Origin of the sequence: Methanogenium organophilum, from assembly GCF_026684035.1 — an archaeon.
GTDB lineage: Archaea > Halobacteriota > Methanomicrobia > Methanomicrobiales > Methanomicrobiaceae > Methanogenium > Methanogenium organophilum.
Map to the genome: position 1 here is coordinate 82,408 of NZ_CP113361.1, position 20,020 is coordinate 102,427.

At 53.4% G+C, this 20,020-nt stretch carries 18 protein-coding genes; 4 read left to right on the top strand and 14 right to left on the bottom strand.

The window, feature by feature from the left end; all coding sequences use genetic code 11:
• Positions 1-208: 208 nt before the first annotated feature.
• The 8 genes from cobO to OU421_RS00450 all read right to left on the bottom strand — a co-directional run bounded on the left by cobO (position 209) and on the right by OU421_RS00450 (position 8,435).
• Positions 209-724, bottom strand: coding sequence for a cob(I)yrinic acid a,c-diamide adenosyltransferase (gene cobO / locus OU421_RS00415; protein ID WP_268186599.1), 516 nt, complete (start codon positions 722-724; stop codon positions 209-211).
• A gap of 93 nt (positions 725-817) precedes the next feature.
• A complete protein-coding gene (locus OU421_RS00420) occupies positions 818-2,905 on the bottom strand; it encodes a cation:proton antiporter (RefSeq protein WP_268186600.1) in 2,088 nt (695 codons plus the stop codon).
• An 86-nt stretch (positions 2,906-2,991) separates the two neighbouring features.
• A complete protein-coding gene (locus tag OU421_RS00425; RefSeq protein WP_268186601.1) occupies positions 2,992-3,186 on the bottom strand; it encodes a hypothetical protein in 195 nt (64 codons plus the stop codon).
• A 77-nt stretch (positions 3,187-3,263) separates the two neighbouring features.
• On the bottom strand, positions 3,264-4,697 hold the full coding sequence (locus tag OU421_RS00430) for a nucleotide sugar dehydrogenase (protein WP_268187844.1): 1,434 nt from the start codon (positions 4,695-4,697) through the stop codon (positions 3,264-3,266).
• Positions 4,694-5,605 carry a Gfo/Idh/MocA family protein gene (locus OU421_RS00435; RefSeq protein WP_268186602.1) on the bottom strand — a complete coding sequence of 304 codons (912 nt, stop codon included), beginning with the start codon at positions 5,603-5,605 and terminating at the stop codon, positions 4,694-4,696. Before OU421_RS00435 ends, OU421_RS00430 begins: the two co-directional genes overlap by 4 nt.
• Before the next feature lie 3 nt (positions 5,606-5,608).
• Positions 5,609-6,697, bottom strand: a complete 1,089-nt coding sequence (locus tag OU421_RS00440) for a DegT/DnrJ/EryC1/StrS family aminotransferase (RefSeq protein WP_268186603.1) — start codon at positions 6,695-6,697, stop codon at positions 5,609-5,611.
• Complete coding sequence (locus OU421_RS00445) at positions 6,694-7,284, bottom strand: DapH/DapD/GlmU-related protein (protein WP_268186604.1); 591 nt, start codon at positions 7,282-7,284, stop codon at positions 6,694-6,696. The genes OU421_RS00440 and OU421_RS00445 overlap by 4 nt, the downstream gene beginning before the upstream one ends.
• 203 nt (positions 7,285-7,487) lie before the next feature.
• A complete protein-coding gene (locus OU421_RS00450; protein ID WP_268186605.1) occupies positions 7,488-8,435 on the bottom strand; it encodes an SDR family oxidoreductase in 948 nt (315 codons plus the stop codon).
• A 105-nt stretch (positions 8,436-8,540) separates the two neighbouring features.
• Here OU421_RS00450 and OU421_RS00455 point away from each other — a divergent pair, with 105 nt between their 5' ends.
• The 3 genes from OU421_RS00455 (at position 8,541) to OU421_RS00465 (ending at position 12,209) form a co-directional block, all read left to right on the top strand.
• Positions 8,541-8,723, top strand: coding sequence for a hypothetical protein (locus OU421_RS00455; protein WP_268186606.1), 183 nt, complete (start codon positions 8,541-8,543; stop codon positions 8,721-8,723).
• Positions 8,724-8,867: 144 nt separating this feature from the next.
• Positions 8,868-10,103, top strand: a complete 1,236-nt coding sequence (locus OU421_RS00460; RefSeq protein ID WP_268186607.1) for a metallophosphoesterase family protein — start codon at positions 8,868-8,870, stop codon at positions 10,101-10,103.
• Positions 10,104-10,148: 45 nt separating this feature from the next.
• Positions 10,149-12,209 carry an acetate--CoA ligase family protein gene (locus tag OU421_RS00465; protein ID WP_268186608.1) on the top strand — a complete coding sequence of 687 codons (2,061 nt, stop codon included), beginning with the start codon at positions 10,149-10,151 and terminating at the stop codon, positions 12,207-12,209.
• An 8-nt stretch (positions 12,210-12,217) separates the two neighbouring features.
• On the opposite strand, the gene OU421_RS00470 is transcribed toward OU421_RS00465, so the two are convergent.
• The 6 genes from OU421_RS00470 to OU421_RS00495 form a co-directional block, all read right to left on the bottom strand.
• Positions 12,218-12,586: a YigZ family protein gene (locus tag OU421_RS00470; RefSeq protein WP_268186609.1), complete on the bottom strand. Its 369-nt coding sequence runs from the start codon at positions 12,584-12,586 to the stop codon at positions 12,218-12,220.
• 1 nt (position 12,587) lies between these two features.
• Positions 12,588-14,312, bottom strand: coding sequence for an ABC-ATPase domain-containing protein (locus tag OU421_RS00475; RefSeq protein WP_268186610.1), 1,725 nt, complete (start codon positions 14,310-14,312; stop codon positions 12,588-12,590).
• 50 nt (positions 14,313-14,362) lie between these two features.
• Positions 14,363-15,448: an ABC transporter ATP-binding protein gene (locus tag OU421_RS00480; protein WP_268186612.1), complete on the bottom strand. Its 1,086-nt coding sequence runs from the start codon at positions 15,446-15,448 to the stop codon at positions 14,363-14,365.
• Position 15,449: 1 nt separating this feature from the next.
• Positions 15,450-16,139, bottom strand: coding sequence for an ABC transporter permease (locus OU421_RS00485; RefSeq protein WP_268186613.1), 690 nt, complete (start codon positions 16,137-16,139; stop codon positions 15,450-15,452).
• A 61-nt stretch (positions 16,140-16,200) separates the two neighbouring features.
• Positions 16,201-17,172, bottom strand: a complete 972-nt coding sequence (locus OU421_RS00490; RefSeq protein ID WP_268186614.1) for a substrate-binding domain-containing protein — start codon at positions 17,170-17,172, stop codon at positions 16,201-16,203.
• A gap of 77 nt (positions 17,173-17,249) precedes the next feature.
• Positions 17,250-17,726 (bottom strand): pyridoxamine 5'-phosphate oxidase family protein, encoded by a 477-nt coding sequence (locus OU421_RS00495; RefSeq protein WP_268186615.1) that lies wholly within the window; start codon positions 17,724-17,726, stop codon positions 17,250-17,252.
• 175 nt (positions 17,727-17,901) lie between these two features.
• Between OU421_RS00495 and OU421_RS00500 the strand changes: the two genes are divergently transcribed.
• Entirely contained in the window at positions 17,902-19,518 is a 1,617-nt protein-coding gene (locus OU421_RS00500) for a putative manganese-dependent inorganic diphosphatase (RefSeq protein ID WP_268186616.1), read from the top strand.
• Positions 19,519-20,020 lie beyond the last annotated feature (502 nt).

The window sequence follows — 20,020 nt, forward strand, 5'->3', positions numbered from 1 at the left end:
ATATTTTATCGCATAAATATACAACAGGCACAAAAGAGGAGCAAGGGGGAATGCTCACCCATTCTCCCTGCGACCTATCATACCTTGGGGGACACACACCTTGCTCGTCATCTGAATCCAAAGAAATATTGATATTGACAGGACTTTCGTTCATGTGAATAGCGAATTCACTCTTTTTTGAGAATTCACCCCAAACAGCAATGAACCGTTAAAACTCAATCCCTTTGCGGGCCCGCACACCGGCGGCATAGTAATGCTTAATCTTCTTCATCTCGGTCACAAGATCGGCTTCCTCAACGAGTTCGGGGGAAGCATACCTGCCGGTGCAGATCACATCAACATTGGGCGCCCTGCCGGTGAGTGCCGCAATCACCTCTGATTCATCAAAGAGCCCATAGTGAAGCGCCACATTGACTTCATCCAGGACGACCAGATCATATTCCCCGGACCGGAGCACCTCTGCGCAGATTTCGAGCCCATTTCGGGCCGCAACAATATCACTCTCTTCCGGCTTCCCGTCAATAAACCGCCCCTCTCCATACTGAACAATCGTAAATTGGGGGAACGAATCTGCAAGAGAGAGTTCACCGGTCTGCACCCCCTTGATAAACTGAGCGAAATATACCCGGTGTCCGGCAACAAGAGATCTGATACTAACACCCAGAGCAGCCGTTGTCTTTCCTTTTCCGTCCCCTGTGTAAACCTGAATATATCCCTGTTTCATGCAATAATTCCTTCAAACCTGCCCTTGGGAAAAGGAGTCTTGGTATACTACCACCCCGGCCGCAGGGGCGGTCCAGTCGTTACCAAAAATTGGTTACAGTATATTATAAACGTGCTTTTCCAGAGCTTCCTTCTCACGTTCCAGATCCCGGAGCAGATCATCCCGGACATTTTCATAAATTGTCCCCTCTGCTGCCTTTTGTCTGATAATAAATTCTTCCCGCATAATAAGGGTCATTCTCAGGTAGTAATCCTCAATATCCTCAGCAAGCTCCCGATATTTCTCCGCCATCTGTTTTACGGCGATATTGCACTGGTCAATATGCCGGGAATATACATCCCGCACATTCGTAAGAATTTCATCGGGAACGGTGAAATCACGGGACATTTCCTCAATGCTCTGTAATGCCATGCCGGCACTCCCCGCTTCTGAAATAAGAGTCTGGTATTCAATACTCAGAGAAAATTTTCGGAGATTTTTTGCTGCCTTTGCATGCGGCGCCACACGATTGATTGCAGATATTATCCACTGGATAATAATCGTTTCCAGTGGTTTTTCGTTAATACTGAATACCGGCGTCTCCATCTTCCGGACACAGGCATACCGGACATTCAGAGAATGCGTCAGAATTTCAAGCACAAATTCTGAGATCAGGGATTTATCATACAGTTCAAGATATGCTTTCCTCTGAATGGCAAGCAGACGTGACCAGAACGCCTGTTCAATCATCTTTGGCGTCAGATTGAGCGACCTCTCAAACACCCGGAAATCCAGTTCGCACTGGCGAACGGCATTCTCATATTCCCTGTGTACCGATTCATAGATTCGCGGGTCAATATCCCGGGTTTCATGGATCTTTTCCAGAAGAACAAGTGCCCTCCGTTTTGCGGAAAGGCGTGTATCCAGATATTCCACCCATGCAAGGTTACTGGGACGGTTCAGATTCAGGCGATTGATCAGGGCCCGGATCGTCGAACCCTGCACCAGAATGGTAAAGAGGGCCACAATAATTGTCATTACAAGAATCTGATCCCGGAATGGCACAGAATCAGGAATACTCAGCGCCAGCGCCAGCGCCAGCGCCACCGCACCCCGCAGCCCTCCCCAGAACAGGACATGCTGGTAGCGGAGACTGATATTTTCGGAACCCGGAATCACATTGTATATCGCCGTTAATCCATAGACAACCACCATCCGCCCCACAAGCACCGCAAAAACGCCTGCCAAACCGAGAAGAATGATCATTGTTCCTGTTCCGAACATCTCGATGAGATTCACCGCAGTGATACCGACAAGGAGAAAGATCAGGCTATTGGAGATGAACCCTGCAAATTGCCAGAATTCATTCATGTGATCCCGTTCAGCCGGTTTCAGGGTCACCGATGCAATCCACCCGAGAGTCAGCCCTGCAAAAACAACGGAAATCACCCCCGATACACCAAACAATGCCTCCGCAACCAGATATGACGCATATGCAACAATGAGGGAGACCGTTTCTGCAAATGCCATATTATCCCGGGAAAAGAGGATCAGGTATCCAATAATGACGCCTGTCAGACAACCGCTTACAATCCCCCCCATAAAATCAACGGCGATCTCTACCACGCCGGATGTTACGTCAGTTGCAGAAATTATTCCGGATATCGCTATGACAATAACCACGTTGTAGAGAACAATTGCTGTTGCATCGTTGAAGAGGCTCTCTCCTTCCACAAGCGTTTTCAGCCGTTCAGAGACACCCAGCTCTTCGAAAAGCGCCAGTACCGAAACGGGATCGGTGGCTGAGATCAGTGCACCAAAAAGGAAGGCCGAAAACAGGGGAATAGGAGTTAAAACGGCGGAAATACCTCCTACAACCAGCATTGAAATAACAATACCCGGAATTGTCAATACCAGAACAGCGACAATATCCCGAAAAAAAAGACGACTCTTCATCCGATATGCAGATTCAAAGATCAGGGGCGGCAGGAAAAGAAACAGGATGATCTCCGGTGAAAGTGTGAACGAGATAAGCGGCCCGAGTGTCCCGGTCAGATCAGAAAAAAGAGCAATGGCTGCTCCAATAATAACAAGACCAATCGTATACGGAATTTTCAGCCGTTGAAAACAGACCACTGAAAGAAGAGCAACTATCAACAGAAAAACAATGAGAATCAGTATATCTTCAATAAGCAGTTCCACCACGAGTATCTCCGCACCGTTAAACTCTCTTGTGTAATCGATTGCATTAATGTCTTTTCAATAAACGGCCGGTGGAAAAAAGGACGCTATTTCGTTTCCCTGTGAATGTATCGGCGGTCCACAAAATCAAGTGCACCGTAACATACAACCAGAACAACGACCGTCACAAAGAGACCTGCTATCTGATCCCCAAAATAGTTCCGGGCAATATTCCCTCCAAAAATTCCGGCAAAAACAGAGACCAGAAGTTTCACAAACTCAATTCTGTCGAGCCTGACCATATCTATCCGTTCTCCCTGGTATCAGAAGTATATTCCTCTTTGAAAAAAGGAAAAAACCGGAAGAATCCCCTCTATCATCATACAAGCGGATGCCCGTTCTTATCCCCACGGCCAATCCCCTTATAGACAAACCCGGCAGCAATCCACGCATCCGGGTCAGCAATATTCCGACCGTCAACAACCACCGGATACGCCTGCCCTGTCATCCCGCAGCACCGCACCGGATCAAGCTCCCGATACTGTGAATGTCCGGTGAGAATCGCCACCACATCTGCACCGTCGAGCACCGCATCCGCATCCTGTAAGATGGGAACGCCCGGATAGGTGAGCACATATGGGTCATGCACAACCACATCAGCACCCTCGCCAAGACAGAGATCCCGGTACATCTCAGACGGCGTATTTCTCGCATCGCCCGAGTTGTTCAGAAACGCCCATCCCAAGACGGCAATCTTTGCTCCCAAAATATCCTTCCCCACGCGGGCCAGCGCATCCTTTGTAAGTTTCAGCATATGCGAGGGCATAAAGTCATTAATCCCACGGGCCAGCAGAAAGAGCGACTCACGCCCCTCCGGGTAGTCCGGAGGTTCGGCCGCGACTACCTGCACACCCCGTTCCAGATGGTAGGTGTCCTTTGTCAGGCAGTGCCCGCCCACACCGGCACCGGGCCAGAGGATGGCACGGGTAACACCCTCACCTTTCAGTGATGCAACACCGGTCCGCACATCATACACATTGATCCCCATCGCCTCACAATAGAGCGCAAGTTCATTGACCGCTGCAATCTGCAGATCACGGAAGGTGTTCTCCGCCGTCTTCGTCACCTCTGCTGCGGTCGCACTCATCAAAATGAGCTCGCCCTTCGTTAAGATCGGCCCGTAGAGTTCACCGGCCCGTGTCGTACACACGTCATCAATACCTCCTACAATCCGGTCATATTCCCGGATATTCTGTAAGAGCCGCCCGACCATCACACGCTCCGGGGCATGAGCAAGACCAAAATCAACACCTGCAACAAGGCCGGACTCCTCCTCGAGAATCTCACGGGCCATCCCCATCGTGGTCCCCGGTGTGATCGTTGACTCGAGGACGACAAGGGTGCCGGGTGTGAGATAGTGGCCAACATTCCGGATACCATCCGTGAGCGGGGTAAAATCAGGAATCAAATCTTTGGGGTCGGCAAATGGTGTCTGGATGGCAAGTGTCACCGCGTCACACTCACGAATCTTTGAGAAGTCCGCGGTGCACACAAACTTCTGTTCACGGACGACCTTCCAGATCAGGTCTTCCAGCCCCGGCTCCTCACCTTTCAGGGGACTCTCCCCCGCGTTGAGCATCCCAATCTTATACCCGGAATTCTTCGAGTCCCGCTGGAATCCATACACAAAATCAAATTCCGGTGCATCCGCAAAGAGCACCGCTGCGGGAATTCCCACATAGCCCATGCCAATGACACCGATAGTTTTCACCGGCCCGCGTTCCCTGAAGAGTCGCTGCAGGTTTTCGCTCATAACTGCATCGTTCCTGTTATTTTCTCGCATATCCGGACATTCGCCACACCCTGCTCCGGTGTCACGGGGAATGGTGTTCCCATCCGGGCACACCCAATAAATGTTAAGAGCTCTGTCCTCAGAGGCTCAACCTTACTCACCATCACTTTCTCGGTGATATTCTCCTGCACATAGCGTTCAGCTTCCTGATGATAATGCTCCGGTTTGCGGTAGACATAGACCTCCTGACTCATGAAGTCACCTTCAATCGTAAAGTCCTCTTCTTCAATCCGGATGAGCCGTATCTTCTTTGACGCCTTACGTGAGGCAGAGAGGTAGACGGGCGTCTCACCAAAGTTAAAGAGGGCTGCGCAGACATCAAACGAACCAAAGGCATTCATTCTGTAGCCACCGCCAAAGAGGGCATTGAACACCAGATCAATGTCATGGATCATCAGGTCTTCCACCACCGACGATCCTGTCACACGGGAGGACGCCGGATTATGGCGGTTTATTTCCACATAGAGGGGGTCTTTGACGATCCGCTTAATCTCCGCGATGATCGGGTTAAACCGCTCAATGTGCCCGACTCCCACGACACACCCATCCGGAATACTCTTCAGAAGTTCTGCACCTTCCGCTGCCGTCAGGCATATCGGTTTTTCAACAAGCATATGCACACCTGCAGCAAGCACCTCCTTTGCTATGGTGCAGTGATACGGTGTTGGCACACAGAGGCTAACCGCGTCCACCTTGTGGAGGAGCTCCTCCATTGATTTTGCATAGTTCACATTATTCTGCTCTGCGACATCGCGTGCCACGTCCGTGTCCAGGTCGTACACCCATACCGATTTTGCGGCCTTCATATCTGAGTAGACACGGACATGATTTCTGCCCATAACACCCGTTCCTATCACACCGACATCCATGTATTACCACTCCGCTCCGTTGATGGTCTCTACAATATAGGCACAGTCTTCTTCCGTCACACCGGGGTGCACCGGCAGGCTCAGCACCCGTCCGGAGAGTTCATCCGAAACCGGGCATACAACACCAGGATCACCCGCATAAAACGGCTGGTGGTGCACCGGCATCGGATAATGCACTGCAGTTCCAATCCCCTTTTCCAGCAGGTAGGCCATCAGTGTCTCGCGGTTTGTCGGGAAGGCATCGGTGCACTCGGTCACATACTGGTGGAATACATGGGTGCACCCCGCACAGATGAGAGGAGTGTTCAGCCCAAAAGCATCCAGATGTTTCGTATAATACGCGGCATTCGCCTGCCTTCTGCGATTCATTGCATCCAGCTTTCTGAGCTGCACCCGTCCTATCGCAGCGCCGATGGAGGTCATCCGGTAGTTGTATCCCAGTTCGGTGTGGAGATACTTATCACTCTGACCGTGGTTTGCAATCCTCCGGCAGCGTTCTGCAAGGAGGGGATCATTTGTCGTCACCATCCCGCCTTCCCCGGTGGTCATATTCTTGGTCGGGTAGAACGAGAAACACCCGGCAGCACCAAATCCCCCGACCTTCTCTCCCCTGTACATTGCCCCGTGCGCCTGTGCACAGTCCTCGACCAAAAGTACATCCGCATCCGCACATATCTCAGCGACAGGGTCCACGGCAAACGGCTGGCCAAAGAGGTGCACACCAATAACCGCCTTCGTCTTTGCATTCAGGTATTCAGACACCTCTTCGGGATCAATAGTATAGGAACGTTCGTCCACATCCACCATCACCGGTTTTGCCCCGCACATGCTCACGGCGGTTGCGGTGGCAATAAAGGTGAAGGCGGGCACGATTACCTCATCCCCATGCCCGATTCCAAGGGCCCGTAGCGCCGTATGGAGTGCCGCAGTCCCGGTATTCATCCCCACCGCATGCTCCACATTGCAGTAATCGGCAAACTCTTCTTCAAACGCGGTCACTTCAGGCCCTGTCGCAAGCATCCCGGTGCGTATTGCCGCAGCAACGGCAGCAATCTCCTCTTCCCCAACCGTGGGTTTTGCGATGGGAATCATTGTTTCGCACCCTCCGGCAGGTCATGGAACCGTGCAGGGTTACCGATGGCAAGCGTCCGGGGGGGTACATCACGGGTCACGACAGCGCCCGCTGCGACAAGGGCACCCTCACCTACCACCACCCCCGGCAGGATCGTTGCGTTCGCACCGATAGACGCACCTTTCCGTATCACCGGCCCCAGCAGATTGTCCCCACCGTGGGGTGGATAGGGGTCATTGGTGAGCACCGCATTCGGGCCGATGAAGACATCATCTTCAATCACAACCCCGGTGGGGATGTAGACAAGACTCTGGAGACTGACATTGTTCCCGATAGCGACATTGCCTTCGATGATAGTATTCGTCCCGACAGAAACACCGTCACCGATGGTCGTCTTCTCGCGGATCATCACATTGTGTCCGGTTGAAAAATTATTCCCGGCTACCACATCGGCATAGAGTACCGTTCCCGATCGGATGAACCCGTTCGGACCGATAGTCGTTCCCGGAAACGTTTCTCTGCCCATATACTCACGTGATGGAAATCCGAGAACAACCCCTTCAGCGATTACGACATTTTCCCCGACTGCATTCGTTCCGTAGATCATGAAACCCCCTCATGTCAAACACTCCCGACACGTCGTGTTAATGCACCGGAGATTTATATACATAACCGATGAAAACCAGCTGATCGTGCAGGGCAGCGAAAACCGGAAACCCGGACACAAAGAACAGGAACAGATATCAGACAAAACCGGAAAAAAGGGCGAAACCAATATATTCAGTCCCGCAAAACCAGATCCGCCCTGTCTCAGGCAGACGGTTCATTCTTTGCTGCAAGAGACCATGCAATCGTCTGTGAAAGACCATCAGCAATACTGCATTCCGCAACTCTGCCGATTGTCTCTTCAAGCCGGTGTGTATCTGCAAGTGAACGGTGGATGTCTCCTTCCCGTGGCACATCGAACCGGATGTCAGAGGAGTTCCCCGTGCACTCCATTATCACTGCTGCGAGTTCGTTGAGTGAGGTCTCACGCCCTCCTGCAACATTCACTACGCCACAATATTCAGAATTCATCGCACGCATATTCGCCCGGACGACATCACTCACATAGATGAAGTCCCGTGTCTGCGTCCCGTCACCATAGATGGTGATCGGGTCCCCGACAGAGATACGGTCGATGAATATGGATATCACACCTGAATACGGCGAAGACGGGTCCTGCCGCGGGCCGAAGACATTGAAGTAGCGCAGACAGGTTGTCTCCAGTCCATAGAGCTCTGTGAAGAGGCGGGCATAATATTCGTTCATCACCTTCTGTGCCGCATACGGGGATTGCGGCCGGGGAGGTTCGGTCTCTTTGAGAGGGAGGTTCGGGTTGTCACCGTAATTTGCGGCAGACGAGGCGAGCACCACCTTTCGGACGCCGGCATCCCGGGCCGCCACAAGCACATTCAGGGTGCCATCCACATTGACCGCGTTCGACCCCACCGGGTCTGCGACAGATCTGGGCACCGAGGCCACCGCCGCCTCATGAAAGACACCGTCCGCACCGGCACAAGCATCCCGCAAAAGAGAGATATCTGTGATGCTCCCTTCAACCACTCTCACAGAGGGCACTCCGTCTGCCCACCGGAGATTCTCTTTATTTCCGGTGGAGAAGTCGTCCACAATCACGACTGAATGTCCCTCATCTGCCAGTGCCTCTGCAATATGGGAACCGATAAAGCCGGCCCCCCCGGTGACAACATACCGCATATGACCTGTCGTTTGTCATTCATTATTGGAATAGATACCGGTGGACTCTCCCCCAGAAGATATCCACCCTTTTTTATCCGGAAGACATCCAATACTGTATATACCATGTCTAAAGTAGTCCGCATCCAGGAGGACGCTATTGATATCGCCCTCTCCTACGGCCCCTCGATATCCGAGGGAATCCGTGCGATGGAGGCACGGCTGAAACGGGCCGAACGAAATCAGACTGACACCGAGGCGATCCGGATGGTCATCCGTGAAGAGCTCGAATCGTTCGGCAGATATTAATTAAAAGAATGGTGGGAGATAGGGATGCCGTCACCAAACCACCATAAAATGACTGAAATGCGCAAAGAACGCTGAATACACCCAATGTTACAATAAGTAACAGAACGCCACACCCTCGTTACGAATTGTAACACACCCAGATCCATGCAAACGAACACACCGGAATATGCAATTGCCAACCCGCTCTTTGCCGGGTGGAAACTAAACGACGCCATCCGGGAATTCGGGGAGACGATGCATATCACGGGTACCATTCCCATCACAGGAATTCCCCTCCCTGATTCTTTCACGCATACTATCACACATGCCGTGACATCACCGGGGGATGAAACCCGCTATCTCCCGGTCACCATCACCGGCTGGAACCGTATCCGCCGGGGCTGCCGCTTCTCTTTTGAACTGAGAGCCACGTTGGAAGAACGCCCCCCCATATCCAGTCGCACCACCGGATCAGGTCCGGCTGCTTCAGTCTGTCTTCCCATCACTCCACCCGGAGGGTACCTTGCCACCCTCCTGAAGATGCACCGCCACAATATCCCTCTTACCGGAATGGATGCTCACATCGCAGGAGCCTTCGCAAAGGTCACCCACAGAGGAAAAACACAGAAACACCACCGCTGTCGTCCGCTCCTTCTCGCGACCGACGCAACCCGGATAATCCTGCCGGAGAACGATATATACGACCTCCCGCTCGGCCGATCTCTCACCGAGACAGAAGCGGCCTCAGAGACGGTCCTCCGGGAGTCCCACACCGCATACCGCAGGGCCCGCGGCTATGAATGCACGGGACCGTTTTGCACCGCCGCACCGGAGACCTTCCTCACCGCAGACCTCCATCTTGGTCACCGGGACGCCATCCGCTACTATTGCCGCCCGTTCCTCCCGGAGGATTCCACCACGATGGACCGTGTCCTCATATCCAACTGGAACCACACCGTCGGCCCGGAAGACCATGTCATCTTCGCGGGTGACTTCACCTACAAGGCAGACGGGGAACAAACAGATGCCTACCGCTCCATGCTGAATGGCACCATCACCTGGATTGAAGGAAATCATGACACCTGCCTTAGAGACACCGTTGCATCACACACCCTCACCGCAGACGGACACTCCTTCCTTGTCGTCCACAACCCGAAACATGTCCCCGCCACCTATCGGGGCTGGGTGATTCATGGCCATACCCACAATGCCCGCCTTAGTGACTATCCCTTCATCAGTTTTACAAACAGAACGGTTAACATCTCAACCGATGTCACCGGTTACCGTCCCGTCCCGCTTACCGAGATCCTCACACTCATACGGGAAGGGGAGAGAACCGGCCGTACCAGACCCATCCTCACCCGTGCAGTTTCCCCCCCGGGAACAGATACCCTGCTCTGATGCCATCCACAACAGCTATCATGACGGTGACTCTATCCTCATAGTATGACAGACGCCCCCCGGATGCTGAGTGAGCCGGAAAGTTATGCACTCCTGAACGATTATCGCATCCCCGTGCCCCGCCATGCGGTTGTACACTCCGCTGACGTTGCCATAACCGCAGCAGAAACGGTGGGCTACCCCTGTGTAGCAAAGGTACTCTCCCCCTCCATCACGCACAAGTCAGACGCGGGTGGCGTGCAGATTGGAATCCACAACCCGGCAGAATTGAGAGCCGCGATTGAAACCATCCAAAGCACGATCCACGAACGGGCACCGGATGCAGAAATAACCGGATTTGTCATCGAAGAGCAGGCACCACCGGGCCTTGAACTCTATATCGGCGGGAAACGCGATCCGGCATTCGGCCCGGTCATTACCTTCGGCACCGGAGGCACACTCGTCGAACTGGAACACGACATCACGATGCGGGTCGCACCCGTTACCCCTGAGGAGGCAACGGCAATGGTTCGTTCCATCCGCCACTACCCGCAGATTGCAGGATACCGCGGCACTGAACCGCTCGACGAATCGGCACTCGCGGATACCATACACAAAATCTCCACCCTGTTCATCAACCGCCCGGAGGTGGCAGAACTCGATATCAACCCCCTCATCCTCTATCCGGACGGGCTCTGTGCGGTGGACGCCCGAATCCTCATCCGCCCGTATGCACCTGCACCCGTAACGTCCCGTCCACCGCTGCCGCAGGACCTCTTTTGGGTGTCACGCATCGCTCTCGTCGGCGCCTCGGCGAATCCGGAGAAGATCGGTTACATTGTCCTCAGGAACCTCCTCTCCTTTACCGGCACCGTCTACCCGGTGAACCCGAAAGGCGGGGAGATCCTTGGAAAGTCGGTCTACCCGTCCCTTGCGGACATCCCTGAGAGGCCGGACGCCGTGATCATCACCGTTCCCAGCACCATCGTCCCCCAGGTGATGCGGGATGCGGGGGAACGTGGCATCCCGCTTGCGGTCATCATCACCTCAGGTTTCCGGGAAACCGGAGAAGATGGAGCCCGTCTGGAAGAGGAGATTGAAGGAATTGCACTGGAATATGGCATCCGCTACACCGGCCCCAACTGCCTTGGGATGCAGGTACCCCGTCTCTCCCTGAACGCCACCTTTGATCCGAAATCACCCCGTGTCGGCCATACCGCGTTCATCTCACAGAGCGGCGCCATCATCACCACGCTCGTTGACTGGAGCCTGACAGAGGGCATCGGCTTTTCTGCGGTTTTTTCGGTTGGCAACCAGACGAACATCGACTTCGTCGACTACATCCGCCTTGCCGCAGCAGATGATTACACCCGCACCATTGTCCTCTATATAGAAGAGATCCGTGACGGCAGGCGCTTCTTTGAAGAGGCGGCAAAGGTCACCCCGGTAAAGCCGGTGATCGCAATCAAGGCGGGCCGCTCAGAAGTTGGCCAGAAGGCAGCCGCCTCCCACACCGGCTCCCTTGCCGGGAGTTATGAGGTCTACGAAGCCGCCTTCCGTCAGGCGGGGATCATCAATGCACAGAACCTCTCGGACGCCTTCAGCCTTGCGATGCTCCTCGGATCAGAGGGATACCCAAAGGGGAACCGTGCCGTTGTGATCTCCAGTGCCGGGGGATTCTGTGTCCTTGCATCTGATTATGCAGAGCAGCACGGTATCCGGATAGCTCCCCTCTCAGACACACTCCTGGAGGAGATGAACGCCTTCATGCCACATGGCTGGAGCCGTCAGAACCCGATAGACATGGTCGGGGATGCCGGCGTCCACCGGTTTGCACTGACATTTGACGCGCTCATCCGTCACCAGGATGAATGGGACATCGCGTTTGTAATATCGGTTCCTACGGCAACCCTTGACCCGGTACACCTTGCAACCGAGATGGCACGGTTCTCCCGCCATACCGAAAAGATGGTCGTCGGATGCCTCTTAGGCGGAGAGAGCATGGCAGCAGGTGTACGTATTCTCCGTGACGCAGACATCCCTAATTTTGCAGAGCCGGAAGATGCCTTCCGGGCTGCGGGGACCGCCGTCAAACGGGAAGATGAACTGGAAAAAGAGAAAAAATAACAGCCCGTTCACCCGGAGGTGGACACTGCCTCTGCTGCGGCATCACGGAACGCCCGTGAGACATTCCCCGGCCCGAGTTTGATACCACCAAAGATCCGTGAGACGACGATCATATGCTCTGCAAGGTCCTCACGCTGGAGAAGATGCAGGAGTACCATCCCCGGCCGTCCCACCTCGCCGTCACTCCCGAACGGTTCGATGATACCGTCCGGTCGGTCCAGCCGGGCGGCATAACAATGGTGAGCCGCCTTGCGGTATTTTTTCCGGTGCATTTCCCGGACGTCCGCAATATCCTCAACAGATGAAATACGGTAGAGATGAGCGTAAAACCGTGACTTCTTCACCACGAGGAGCGCCGCACCCTCTTCTTCCCACATCCTACTCTCCCATCTGTCTGGCCCGCAGGGTGCGCAGGCGGTTAATGGCCTGCAGGAGTTCAAGGGATCGAAACGCCGCATAATCCCCCCGCTTCCGTTTCGACAGCACATCAAGCCCTTCCCGCTCAATATCATGCATCACCCGCTCCGCCACCTCTGCTGCTGTGGCAGAACCATCCATATAGCGAACGGCATACCAGATGGCATCTGCGATGGCACGGGTCTGGCTCTCAGACGCGATCTGTTCAACCGATGTGCAGTCGATATCGTTCACCCCGAAGACAATAGTCCCTTTGCCGCGGGCCATAATCCGCACCGCCTTCTTCCCCTTCGCAGGGGAGAACGACCGGCCGTCATACACCCGTCCGGGTGAGCGGGGAAACGGCGTACTTGTTTCCCGTTCCCGTCCAGTTGGATTATCCGCTGCGACCTCACGGGCCCGGTCCGTGACCAGATACGGGTGGTAGGCATCCATGCAGATGACCGTGTCTGCCACATCGAGATAGTCCCCCGACCCGCCGATCACGATCACCGAGGAGACCCCATGGTCCGTGAAGAGGTCCCGCACCCGGTCGATATACGGCGTGATCGGTTCATGCTCCTTTGCGATTAAGGCCTGCATCCTCCGGTCGCGGATCATGAAGTTCGTTGCACTCGTGTCCTCATCAATACAGAAGAGAGAGGCCCCGCCCTCCAGTGCCTCCATGATATTCGCCGCCTGCGATGTGCTGCCGCTCGCATCCTCTGAAGAGAAGGAACGGGTGTCCTTTCCGCCCGGAATGCCGGAGATGAACGGGGAGATGTCCACCGCTTCCACCCTGCGTCCGTCCTCGGCACGGATCTTCACCGCCGTCGGATCACTCACCACATACTCCCGCCCGTCGCCGGGGATATGGGTATACACCCCGGCTGTGATTGCGGCAAGAAGCGTGGACTTGCCGTGATACCCGCCGCCCACGATCAACGTCACGCCGCGAGGGATGCCCATTCCCGTAAGGGCTCCTGCATTCGGAACATTGATTGTCACCCGCAGGTCGGGCGGGGAGGAGAACGCCACCACATCGCCCCCCTTCATCGGCCGGTCAGAGGCCCCGCTCTCCCGCGGCAGGATGGCGCCGTCCGCGACAAATGCAACAAGGCCACGTTCCCGAAGTGCACCACGGAGCACGTCTGCGTCCTCCGCCACATTGATGTGATGATACAGCCGCGTGACATCATGGGCACGCAGCAGAAGGGACGCCGCAACACATTCCGCCAGGCGATCAAAGATGATCTTCTCTGCCTCGCGGGCGGCAATCCTCCTGCCCCGTGCAGGCAGTCCCACCACAAACCGCCCCTCAACCCCTGCATCGCTGATGCCGACCGATGTCCGCTCAAAAATCTCCTGTCCGGGAAGATCCATTTCAATCAGACCGCTCTTCCCGCTGCCGGACCGCCCGCTCTGTTTTCCCGCCACACTACAGAACGCACGGGTGAGATAGTCACAGAGTCCCCTGCGGCGGGACGGGGTGTTCCACATATCGGGGGGGAAACCCGCCGCTGCCGCGTCAACAATGACCCGCACACGGGAGGGGGATGCAAACGGATCTTTTTGCACATGGTCGATGTGGAGCACAAATGTGTCAAAACGGTACCGGCCCCTGATGTCCCCATAGTACCCGTAGCCCTTCCCGTCAATCCGGCGAAGCTTGTTCCGGAGTGTCTCTGCGGGCTCGCTTGCTGTCATACAAAAAAGAGTCGGCCGGAGGGACAATAAGTACTCCCGTCACCGTTTTGTCAGCGGGGCATTACGTGAACGGCTTCCGGGTTAAACGAGACCCATACCCAATCCCCGGTCTTCACACCCACCCGGTCGGCAAACCGCCACCCGACGACCACCTCCAGGGGAATGCCGCAGTCAGCCATCACATGATTCTTCGGGCCGACAAGAGCGATATCCTTCACCCTGCCCCGGAGATGGTTGCGTATTTTATCCGTGTGTCCATTCAGACGCTCTTTCATATGCAGGTGCATATCCTCGGTGCGGATGCACCAGGTGACCGCTGTCCCTGCGGGGAGGGGAGTTTCCCCATAAATATTCGTATTTCCGGACTGTATCACCGCGGTCCTGCCATCTGTACGCTGAATTTTGCCTTCAAAGACATTGTCATACCCGATAAACCGAGCGACATCCCCGTTTGCAGGCAGGGTAAAGACCTCCTTCGGGGTGCCTGACTGAACGATTCTTCCGTTCATCATCACGCCAATGCGATCTCCCATCCGCTGTCCCTGCAGCATGTCATGGGTGTTCATGATCATAGTGGTGTTGTAGGTTTTCCGGGTATACCGGATGATTTCCTCAATTTTTTCTGTCGTAATGGGGTCTACATTCGAAGTCGGCTCATCAAGGAGAATGATCTCAGGTCGGGTCACCATCGTGCGGGCAAAGGCAATCCGCTGTTTTTCCCCACCGGAAAGGCTGTGTGCATCCCTCTTCTCGTATCCTTCCAACCCCACCTCACGGAGTGTCTGTGACACCCGTTCATGCATTTCAGAGGAAGAAATTTTCCTGTACCGCAGGCCATATGCAACATTATCAAAGACTGTTCCCTGGAAGATTGCCGGGTTCTGGAAGACCATGCCGATCTTCCTGCGCATCTTATGATGGTTGCCATCGCCGTGGGTGTAGAGGGACTCATTTTTGATTCGTACATCCCCGGATGTCGGCACTTCAAGCGTGTCAATTATCCGCAGGAGAGTGGACTTCCCCTGTCCGGACGGGCCGATGATCACAAAGATCTCCCCGTCCGCAACAGACAGGTCCACTCCTTTGAGCACCGGATTATTCCCGAATGATTTCGTCAGGTTCTCTACCTGGATCATCTCAGCCCCCCCTCCGGATTGCGGTCATGACAAAGTTCACAATCAGCGCAATGAACAGGAGAATAATACCCAGCGCCATGGAAAACTCGATATTTCCCATCGAGGTCTCCAGTGATATGGCAGTCGTGAGGACACGGGTGGATCCCTTGATATTTCCACCGATGATGATCGCCGCTCCGACTTCCGATATGGCCCGCCCGAATGCCATTGCTATTGCCGCATATATCACAAACCGGACTTCCCGGAGAATTGACATGACAAACTGCAGATAATCCGCCCCAAGCGAGATGATGGTGTCCTTTACCACTGGATCAAGGGAGGTGAGCGCGGAGTAGGTGAGCCCCACCAGAATCGGTATGATCAAAATGACCTGCCCGATGATCATCGCACCCGGCGTAAAGAGCAGTCCGAAAAACCCGAGCGGACCTTTCCGGGAGAGCAGGAGAAACACAAGAAGGCCGATGAGGACCGTCGGCAGGGCATACAGGGTGTGAATGAGATTGACGAGACTCATCTTCCCCCGGAAATCATGAAACGCGAGGTACATCGCAATCGGAATCGAGATGACCGATGCAATGATGGTTGCGGTAAGCGTGATGTATATGCTCCGGAATGCAATCTCGTACACTTCCGGATCCAGTGTCACAATCAGGATGACTGCTGTAATAAACCCGTCAATAATCTCATTCACCGTGACACACCTGATGCTTCATAGATTAGCGAAGAACATTAAAGAATTCGGTAAAAATTGGTTACGCAGAAATGGGTACCTCTGCTTCCGCCTGGGTGATACCCATCACTTCAAAGTTGCCGCGTGACTCAAAGAAGAGTGGCTGGCCATACTCATCCACGCCAAATCCGCCGATGAACTCCTGCGTTTCCGGGGTGATGAGGAAGTTGATCCATTCGCGTGCCATCTCACTGTTCACGTAATCAAACATCTCCGGGTTGATCTGCATCGCACTGTAGACATTCAGGAGGGAATCCCCCTCATCCACGAGCGGCACCAGATCAAGCTCTGTTTTGTAGGAGAGGTATGTTCCCGAGTCGGAGAGTGTGTATGCAAATTTCTCATTTGCATGGTTCAGGGTTGCACCCATTCCCTGACCGCCTTCGACATACCAGTCACCGGCGCCTTCCACTTCAGTCTCATAGTCATATCCGGCACTCGTCCAGATCGCCTGCTCCTTGGCATGCGTACCGGAACTGTCCCCCCGTGAAATGAAGACCACATCGGGATTCGTCTCTGCCGTTGTATAAATCGCGGTCAGTGCATCTTCCGGTGTCATTCCGGCAATACCTGCGGGGTCAGACTCGGGCCCGACGATCATGAAGTAGTTATAGGCAATACCACGGCGGTTGATCCCGTATCCATCGTCGATGAAGGTGTCTTCACGGGAACGGTCATGGACCATCAGGACGTCAACGTCTCCGCGCTGTCCGTATTCAAGTGCCTTGCCTGTCCCTGCTGCGATGATCTGCAGGGTTACATCGTGGTCCTTTTCAAACCGCTCCTGAAGTGCTTCCAGGAGGCCGGTGTTGTCAAGACTTGTTGTTGTCGCAATCCTTAACAGTTCAGGGTTTGCTGCGGTGTTTGTCCCTTCCGGTGCTGCAGTAGCAGTAGCCGTTGGGGTCCCGACATCAGAATCCGTCCCGGTGCAACCGGCAATGAAGATTACACTCAATAGGAGGAGTAAAACCAATGCAATTTTTTTTACATCCATGTTAACCAGAATCTGGTATAACCAATTTATGCTATAAAGATTTTTAAAAAGAAATGTATATATAGAACATATGAGTACTAAAGGTTCTTCAACGCCACAATATCGGTCACACCAGTCAGTTTCCAGATGTTTGAGCGCTCTTCTTCGAGAAGGGACTCAATAGGTTCAGAAGGATCATGGCCCAGTGCCGCAAGGATGTTATGGGAGAGTTTATGCTCACGAATCAGATTCAAAAACATCTTCCGCACTTTTTTCTTATTGATGGCATCCTCTTCCTGCACCAGACGCCCCTGCATGGTCACAAAGGTGTAACAGGACATATCCGGAGAGTAACGTTCCACCTCAACGGAGACATACGGGCTCTTTTTGAATAGATCGTTTTTTCTCCCGTACTTCGTCGACAGGAAATATAGAAACGACCCGTCAAAGACATACATAAACGGTGCAATGTAGGGATACTTCTCTCCCTGAAAGGCGATTCTTGAAACGCATCCATCGCGGATTAGTTCGTCATATTCCTCTTTTTCCATCTGCGGAATCTTGATGATGTCCATCTCACACCTCAATAGGTTATACTTCGGGTTTAAGCATTCATAGTAATAAAAGAGTTGTATTTAAACCGGAGCGGACATAAAGGATTTTCCCATTTCTTTCTGCAGAACCCTGCATAATACATATCTTTCTGCGGGGTAAATTACATGCAGTGAACTTCATCAGGGAGATACCGGCATGAATCAGGTATATATCATCGGGCACAAAAAACCGGATACAGACAGTATCTGCAGCGCACTTGCATATGCACAGTTCCTGAACCGAAAAGAACCCGGCAAGTACATTGCTGCACGCTGCGGGCCGGTGAACCCGGAGACGGTCTTTGCACTGAAGACATTCGGTTACAAATCCCCCGAGTATATTGAGAGTGTCGTCCCGAGCGTTTCAGATATGCCCTTCACCTATACGATGAGTGCTCCGGCGGATCTCCCGACAATCGATATCGCAGACCTGATGACCACCCATGATGTGCGTAACTATCCCCTCACCGATGAAAACGGAAGGTTCCAGGGCATTCTCAGTGAGTATGTGCTGGCCCGCACCTACGTTACCCGCCAGAAGATTGAACAGCTCTCGTTTGCCCCGATAACCCTTGAGAATCTCTCGAGAATTGTTAAAGGCACGATCATCGTCCCATCTGATGATCTCATCGAGGGAAAGGTCTACATAGCAATTGATGCCCTGCATGTCACCCTCTCGCGGCTCACGGAAAATGATATCGCAATCGTCGGTGACAACGAACCCGTCCAGCTTGCCCTGATTGCAGCGGGCATTGCCGCGATCATCGTTGCTGATAGTGCACCGGTCGGGGAACGGGCCATCCGGGATGCAAGAGAGAAGGGTGTTGCGGTCATCTCAACATGCCTTGATGCCTTCGGTGTGGGGAAGATGATCAATCTCTCCCTTCCCGCACGAAACATCATGGCCACCGACTGCCCGGTCATAACCGGAGACACCACGATTGAATATGCAAAACACCTCGTCTCTGATTCCCGGTACCGTACAGCCATCATCGTGGGCGAGGACAACCAGTATCTCGGCATGCTCTCGCGAAACACCTTCCTGCAGGACGTGGCAAAACAGGTGATTCTCCTCGACCACAACGAGTATGCACAGGCGGTGGACGGGATTGAGACCGCAGAGATTCTTGAGATCATCGACCATCACCGGATCGGCGCCATCACCACCCTCCGGCCGATACGCTTCTTCAATGACCCGGTCGGGTCAACCTGCACGATCATTGCCGGGAAATATATGGATTCAGGCACTGACCCCGATATCCAAACGGCAGGCCTTCTCCTCTCCGGCATTCTCTCAGACACGCTCGTCCTGCGTCTTTCAACGACAACCGATCAGGACCGTGCCGCTGTCCGCTACCTGGCAGAGGTCACCGACACCGATCCCGAGGAATACGGGACTGAGTTAATACGCAAAGCGATGGACTTTGGCGATGCTCCTATCCGGGATCTCCTGACGGCTGATATGAAGGGATACGAACTCTTCGGGAAATCCATTGCCATCTCGCAGGTGATGGTGCCCACCTATGAGTTTGCGCAGATGCATGCAGAAGAGATTAAAACCGATGCGGAATCCATACGTTCAGCGCAGAACCTCGACATCTTCCTTGCACTCTTCACGAGTGTCTTTGAGGATGGAAGTGTGGTCTTTGCCTCCGCACCATCTGCACTTCTTGAGACGATGGAACTGACAGACAGCCCGGTGACGATGAAAGGGGTGATGTCACGCAAGAACGACTTCATTCCGTATCTGGGGAATCTGCTGAAGAACAGTTGAGCAGTCATGGGCTGTGGAAACCATTTTTCCCACCCTGCCCGTGTGACAGAGTTTCATTGCAGCAGACATCAGGTATTTTGGCCCGGTTAAATTCATCCAATTTTATATTAAAAAGATTGAACCGCTTTCGTAAGATTATGGAGGATAATTTTGATCTTGATTCCTTTAATCTGACACCGATATTTCATGCCTTCAAATCTTTTCAAAATCTTCTTTCAAGGACTGAAAATGTTGTTTCGATGATATTTTTTTACGAAAATGCTCATCATCAAAGTTCGAATGCATCTCTGCTCTGTATTTTTCAGAATGGATTTTTCCCTTTCCATTTTATAACGTGTATGACCGAATTTGCAGGAATAAATTGGTAAATAGGGTGATCGAAGTACCGGGACGATACCACTGATATTATTGACATAGCTATTTGTTTGCAGAATCTCTGCTCCTTGTGTTTTGTTTGGCCCCTCACATGAGGAGCAGCGATTAAATATGGTATTCCCGTTGA

What these genes read in the sequence shown, in the direction of transcription:
- OU421_RS00440 (WP_268186603.1), bottom strand. Translation starts at nt 6,697, where the DNA reads ATGATTCCCATCGCAAAACCCACGGTTGGGGAAGAGGAGATTGCTGCC.
- OU421_RS00445 (WP_268186604.1), bottom strand. Translation starts at nt 7,284, where the DNA reads ATGATCTACGGAACGAATGCAGTCGGGGAAAATGTCGTAATCGCTGAA.
- OU421_RS00490 (WP_268186614.1), bottom strand. Translation starts at nt 17,172, where the DNA reads ATGGATGTAAAAAAAATTGCATTGGTTTTACTCCTCCTATTGAGTGTA.
- OU421_RS00460 (WP_268186607.1), top strand. Translation starts at nt 8,868, where the DNA reads ATGCAAACGAACACACCGGAATATGCAATTGCCAACCCGCTCTTTGCC.
- OU421_RS00470 (WP_268186609.1), bottom strand. Translation starts at nt 12,586, where the DNA reads ATGTGGGAAGAAGAGGGTGCGGCGCTCCTCGTGGTGAAGAAGTCACGG.
- OU421_RS00455 (WP_268186606.1), top strand. Translation starts at nt 8,541, where the DNA reads ATGTCTAAAGTAGTCCGCATCCAGGAGGACGCTATTGATATCGCCCTC.
- OU421_RS00430 (WP_268187844.1), bottom strand. Translation starts at nt 4,697, where the DNA reads ATGAGCGAAAACCTGCAGCGACTCTTCAGGGAACGCGGGCCGGTGAAA.
- OU421_RS00435 (WP_268186602.1), bottom strand. Translation starts at nt 5,605, where the DNA reads ATGGATGTCGGTGTGATAGGAACGGGTGTTATGGGCAGAAATCATGTC.
- OU421_RS00425 (WP_268186601.1), bottom strand. Translation starts at nt 3,186, where the DNA reads ATGGTCAGGCTCGACAGAATTGAGTTTGTGAAACTTCTGGTCTCTGTT.
- OU421_RS00495 (WP_268186615.1), bottom strand. Translation starts at nt 17,726, where the DNA reads ATGGACATCATCAAGATTCCGCAGATGGAAAAAGAGGAATATGACGAA.
- OU421_RS00480 (WP_268186612.1), bottom strand. Translation starts at nt 15,448, where the DNA reads ATGATCCAGGTAGAGAACCTGACGAAATCATTCGGGAATAATCCGGTG.
- OU421_RS00465 (WP_268186608.1), top strand. Translation starts at nt 10,149, where the DNA reads ATGACAGACGCCCCCCGGATGCTGAGTGAGCCGGAAAGTTATGCACTC.
- OU421_RS00475 (WP_268186610.1), bottom strand. Translation starts at nt 14,312, where the DNA reads ATGACAGCAAGCGAGCCCGCAGAGACACTCCGGAACAAGCTTCGCCGG.
- cobO (WP_268186599.1), bottom strand. Translation starts at nt 724, where the DNA reads ATGAAACAGGGATATATTCAGGTTTACACAGGGGACGGAAAAGGAAAG.
- OU421_RS00500 (WP_268186616.1), top strand. Translation starts at nt 17,902, where the DNA reads ATGAATCAGGTATATATCATCGGGCACAAAAAACCGGATACAGACAGT.
- OU421_RS00450 (WP_268186605.1), bottom strand. Translation starts at nt 8,435, where the DNA reads ATGCGGTATGTTGTCACCGGGGGGGCCGGCTTTATCGGTTCCCATATT.